This is a genomic window from Chryseobacterium sp. (genome assembly GCF_022712095.1).
Classification (GTDB): domain Bacteria; phylum Bacteroidota; class Bacteroidia; order Flavobacteriales; family Weeksellaceae; genus Chryseobacterium.
The window spans coordinates 1-6,013 of record NZ_JALAHD010000265.1 but is presented as its reverse complement, the minus strand read 5'-3'; the positions used below and the strand labels follow the sequence as shown (position 1 = coordinate 6,013).

Below are 6,013 nucleotides of genomic sequence, written 5' to 3'. Positions count from 1 at the left end.
CAACAACTGGCCTTTTAAATAAAGTGCCAAGTATGACGATGTTATTAATATGCCCTATTATAGTATTGTACTCCTGCAATTCAAAAAATAAAGAAAAAATAACAAGTGTTGAAAAATTTCCGGTAATTACACCTATAAAGAAAGATACTGTTATTTCTGAAGAATTTGTAGCAGATATTCAATCTTTAAAAAATGTAGAACTTCGTACACGAGCAAGAGGTTATATTGAGAAAATATATGTCGATGAAGGTCAATTTGTTAAAAAAGGACAACTTTTATTTTCTATTAACAGTAAAGAATTTACAACCGAATTGCAAAAAACAAAAGCACAATTAGCATCTAATACTGCCGAGCTATCCTCTGCTATTACTGAATACAGAAATACAAAAATTCTTGTTGATAAAAAAATCTTATCTCCGTCGGAACTGGCATTGGCCCAGGCAAAAGTAGATGTACTAAAGGCCAGCATTAATGAGTCAAAAGCCAATATTACAACATCTAATATCAATCTGTCATATACTAATATTCGAGCTCCTTTTGATGGTATAATTAACAGAATTCCCAATAAGCAGGGCAGTCTGGTGGACGAGGGAACACTTTTGACAACAATCTCAGACAACAGTTCTGTCTATGCATATTTCAATGTATCTGAAAAAGAGTTTCTTGATTTGAATGAGAGCAACATATTAAATCGAGAAAATAAGGTTTCACTGCTTCTTGCCAATAATAAAGCTTTAAATCATCTGGGAAAAATAGAAACAGTATTAAGTGAACTTGATGACAGTACCGGAACTGTTACTTTGAGAGCCAAATTTTCAAATTCTGAAGGTCTACTTAAACATGGATCGAGTGCAAAAATAATTTTACCGATTTCAGTCAATAATGCCATTTTAATTCCTCAAAAGTCAACATACGAAGTACAGGAAAAAAATTATGTATACACGATAACCAGCAAAGGAACAACACAATCTAAAGAAATAACAATACTCCATCGTATACCTAATTTTTATATTGTTGAAAGCAATAATTTAAACTCTTCTGATAATATTATATATGAGGGTGTTCAATCCCTGCAAGAAGGTGACAAGATCATACCTGAAAAATTATCATGGAATAAAATAATGACTCAACTTAAAAATAACTAAATGGTACAACAATTCATAAGAAGACCTGTTCTTTCGATCGTTATATCCCTGTTTATATTACTATTGGGATTACTTTCCTTAGTGCAATTACCCATGACGCAGTTTCCCAATATTGCACCTCCATCAGTGAACGTAACGGTAGAATATACCGGAGCAAACAGCGAAACAGTAACCAAGGCTGCAGTTGTACCTTTGGAAAGGGCGATAAATGGGGTTCCGGGAATGAAATATATGTCAAGTGATGCAGGTAATGATGGAACCGGAACTGTTCAAATTATATTTGAAGTAGGTGTGGACCCTGATATTGCGGCTGTTAATGTCCAAAACAGAGTTTCGGCAGTGATGGGTGAACTTCCTGAAGAAGTTATAAAAAATGGAGTTAAAATTGCAAAGGAAGAAAATGCAATACTGATGTACATTGATGTTTTCAGCAATGATCCTTCAATGGAAGAAAAATTCTTGTACAACTTTGCAGACATTAACCTTCTTCCTGAGCTTAAACGTATTAAAGGGGTTGGCTTTGTTGATGTTGTAGGGGCAAAAGAATATGCAATGCGTATCTGGCTTAAGCCTGACAAAATGTTAAACTATGGTATCTCAACATCTGATATCAGCCAAGCACTTAAAGCTCAAAATATTGAAGCCGCACCAGGAAAAGTTGGAGAAAGTAATGAAAAGAAAGCTGAGTCTTTGCAATATGTAGTAAAATACAGCGGTCGTTTTAATACCGTTGAACAGTATGAGCAGATTCCAGTCAGAGCCGGCGAATCGGGTGAAATTTTAAGGATTAAAGATGTAGCAGATATCGAATTCGGAACCAGCTTTTTTGATATTAATACTAAAATGAATGGAAAACCCGCTTCAGCAATACAGTTAAAACAGCTTCCGGGCTCTAATGCAAGAGAAGTTATTTCTGAAGTTAAAAAACGTTTGGCTGAGATTAAAGATACAACTTTTAAAAAAGGAATGAATTACGAAGTCAGTTATGATGTTTCAAAATTCCTTGATGCTTCCGTACATGAAGTAATCAAAACTTTGATTGAGGCATTAATATTAGTTATTTTAGTTGTCTATCTATTTTTACAGGATTTTCGGTCGACCATTATCCCGGCGATTACTGTACCAGTATCCCTTATCGGCACCTTTCTTTTTATGAATCTTTTTGGTTTTTCATTAAATTTAATTACATTATTTGCAATGGTTCTTGCCATTGGAATCGTAATTGACGATGCTATTGTTGTTGTGGAAGCAGTACATGCCAAACTAGATTTAGGCTTACCACCTAAACAAGCGACGGCAGCGGCAATGAAAGAAATAAGCGGTGCAATTATGGCAATTACTCTGGTAATGGCTGCCGTATTTATTCCTGCAGCTTTCATGTCAGGACCTGTGGGAATTTTTTTCAAACAGTTTTCTGTAACAATGGCAATTTCAATTATACTTTCTGGAGTTGGTGCACTCACTTTAACACCTGCCCTTTGTGCTATTCTTTTAAAGGGTTCACATAATAAAGAGAAAAACAGCTTATTAAAAAAGTTTTTCACAAAATTTAACAAAGGCTATGACCATCTTTCGTTAAAATACAAAAAAATACTTTCTGCAATAATTAATAGAAAACTTATCACATTCATCGCTCTGATATTATTTTGCCTTGGAACAGGTTTATTAAACAAAATACTGCCTGCTGGTTTTATTCCCAATGAGGACCAAGGAACATTTTATATAAGTGTAACAACACCTGCAGGATCCACTCTGGAACGTACAGATGCGGTAGTCAATGAAATCCAGAGAGTATGTAAAGACATCCCAGCAATAAGATCGATATCTACAATGGCCGGTTCCAATATTCTTTCCAAAGGTACGGGAGCTACTTATGGTACATGCCTTATTAATTTGAAAAATTGGGAGGAAAGAGATGAATCACTAGAGCAAGTCATTGAAACGGTAAAAGAAAAGATCAGCCATATAAAAGATGCTCAAATCGAAATTTTCCCACCCCCAACAGTTCCCGGCTATGGAAATGCCAGTGGTTTTGAACTTCGTTTGCTAGACAAAACGGGAACTGACAATATGAAACAAATGGAGGATATTGTCAATAAGTTTAAAAAAGACCTAAAAGAAAGACCTGAAATTGCCTCTGCATTTACAAACTTTAATGCCAGCTACCCTCAATATATGTTGAATATCGATTATGATAAGGCAGCTCAAAAGGGAGTAACCGTCGAAAACGCACTGGGAAGCCTTCAAACAATGTTAGGAAGTGAATATGCTACCAATTTTTTAAAATTCGGAATGATGTATAAAGTAATGGTACAAATATTACCTGAATACAGAGCAAAACCTGAGGACCTACTGAAATTATATGTGAAAAATGATAGGTCTGAGATGGTTCCTCTTTCAGCATTTGCAGAATTAAAAAAATCATATGGTGTAGATCAGATTACCCGATATAATATGTATACTTCAGCAGAAGTAAACGGTAGTCCAGCGGATGGATACAGTAGCAGTGATGCTATTACTGCAATTAAAGAAACTGCCAAAGAAAAATTGCCTCCAGGATATGACATTGCTTGGGCAGGTATGACACAGGATGAAGTTTCCACTGGAAACCAATCGATTTATATCTTTGTGATTTGTTTACTTTTTGTATACCTTCTTTTATCGGCACAATATGAAAGTTTCTTACTTCCATTAGTTGTTATATTATCATTGCCGGTCGGAATCTTTGGTGCTTATTTTCTTCTCTATCTTTTAGGTTTGGAAAATAATATATATGCTCAGGTTGCTATAGTTATGCTCGTTGGCCTGCTTGGTAAAAATGCAATCCTGATTGTCGAATTCGCTTCCCTGAAACATAAGGAAGGAGCAAGCCCATTTAAAGCGGCTATTGAAGGTGCCGTAGCCAGACTTAGACCTATATTAATGACATCGTTTGCATTCATCGCAGGATTGATTCCCCTGCTCATCGCATCAGGTGCTGGAGCAACAGGAAACAGAACAATAGGTGCAGCTGCTGCTGGGGGCATGTTGTTTGGAACCTTATTCGGAATTATTATTATCCCAGGCTTATATGTTGTCTTTGCTACCATAGCGGACCAATTTAACTCCGAACATGTAGTTGAACCTTTGACTGAAGATTTTTAAAATGAAAAATAAATTCAAAATAATCATAACTCTTTCGGTTCTGGGAGTAGTGTTTTCTCTAAGCAGCTGTAATGTCTCCAAAGTATCAGAACCTAAACTTGGAAATAATCTTTTACCCAAAGCTTATGATAATGATAATGAGAAGGATAGTATGAATATAAAATTACCCAAATGGGCTGATTTTTATAAAGATCCTGACCTAATATCCTTAATAGATAGTGCTTTGTATGATAACTTCGACGTACTGATTGCAACAGAGAATATTAAAAAATCTCAAGCCTTAGCAAAGCAAGCACACGGCGCATTATTACCTAATTTAAATTTTGTTGCAGGAGCAGGGATTAATAGATTCGGACAATATACAATGGATGGTGCAGGTAATGCCGGCACACCTATATATAAAGACAAAAATATTCCTAAAAACCTTCCCGATTATCTTGTTGGACTCCAAACATCATGGGAGATTGATGTTTTTGGAAAATTAAAAAATCAGAAAAAATCAGCTATTGCAAGACTTTTGGGAAGTGTTGAATATAAAAATGTTGTCATTACCAATCTGGTTGCAGAAATAGCCAATAACTATTATGAACTGCTTGCTCTTGATCTTTCAATAGACATTTTAGATAAGAATATAAAAATTCAGGAAGATGCTTTAGAGCTGATCAGAATTATGAAACAGGCAGCAAAATCAAACGAACTGGCCGTAAAGCAATTTGAGGCTCAAGTTAATAATATCAAGGTTATAAAATATTATCAACTGCAACAAATCACTGAAACAGAAAATAGGCTTAATATTTTAGTAGGGCGATATCCTCAGCATATCCGTCGAAATAAAAATTATCTAAAAAATAGCCCCGATAAGCTTATCTTGGGGATTCCAACTGATTTGCTAAGTAATAGGCCGGATGTAAAAATGGCTGAATATGAATTGCTAGCATCAAAAGCAGATCTAGCCGCCGCAAAAGCTTCATTTTATCCATCTCTTAGTATATCAGGGACAGTGGGGTATCAAGCATTTTTACCGTCCCTCTTATTTTCACCGAAATCAATAATATTTGGATTACTTGGAAATTTAACAGCTCCACTATTAAACAGGGCATCAATAAAAGCGAGTTTTCAAAACGCGAACGCTTCTCAGAATGAAGCGCTGTTCAATTACCAAAAAACAATTCTAAATAGTTATGTCGAGGTTTATAATGAAATGAAAAGAATCAATAATCTTGAAAATATATATTTATTAAAAGATGACGAAGTGAAAAAACTGACTGCAGCGATTGATATCTCTAATGATCTTTTTAAATATGGAAGAGCGAATTATCTCGAAGTACTAGTAGTTCAGCAAAATGTACTCCAAGCTAATCTCGATTTAATTTCTGCTAAAAAAGAACAATTCCAATCTGTAGTCAATATTTATAAAGCTTTAGGCGGAGGCTGGATTCAATGACAATCTCTATCCTATTGAAATAGATAATAAATTAAGAGTCTTCATATGAAGACTCTTAATTTATATTGTAACAGCTGATAATTTTCATGAATCCTAACATTTGATCATTTGGAACTACGGTCTGAGCCTTTATTTTCCACTTCTTTAAGAATTCCATCTGAAATAGAATTTACTTTATGTATTAAAGAATCTTCATTAAATTTTTGTTTAATAGAATTTATGGAATCAGTAATCTTTCCTTTTTTCTTCTCTACATCTACTCTGATAGAATCTACCCTAT

The 6,013-nt window shown here is 34.7% G+C and carries 3 protein-coding genes; all 3 read left to right on the top strand.

The genetic code is table 11. The annotated features are described in order from the left end of the window. On the top strand, positions 1–1,145 hold a 1,145-nt coding region (locus tag Q0A18_RS13685; protein ID WP_292010714.1), incomplete at its 5' end, for an efflux RND transporter periplasmic adaptor subunit. Beyond that, positions 1,146–4,289 carry an efflux RND transporter permease subunit gene (locus Q0A18_RS13680; protein WP_292010713.1) on the top strand — a complete coding sequence of 1,048 codons (3,144 nt, stop codon included), beginning with the start codon at positions 1,146–1,148 and terminating at the stop codon, positions 4,287–4,289. Between the two features lies 1 nt (position 4,290). Continuing rightward, positions 4,291–5,733 carry a TolC family protein gene (locus Q0A18_RS13675; protein WP_292010712.1) on the top strand — a complete coding sequence of 481 codons (1,443 nt, stop codon included), beginning with the start codon at positions 4,291–4,293 and terminating at the stop codon, positions 5,731–5,733. Positions 5,734–6,013 lie beyond the last annotated feature (280 nt).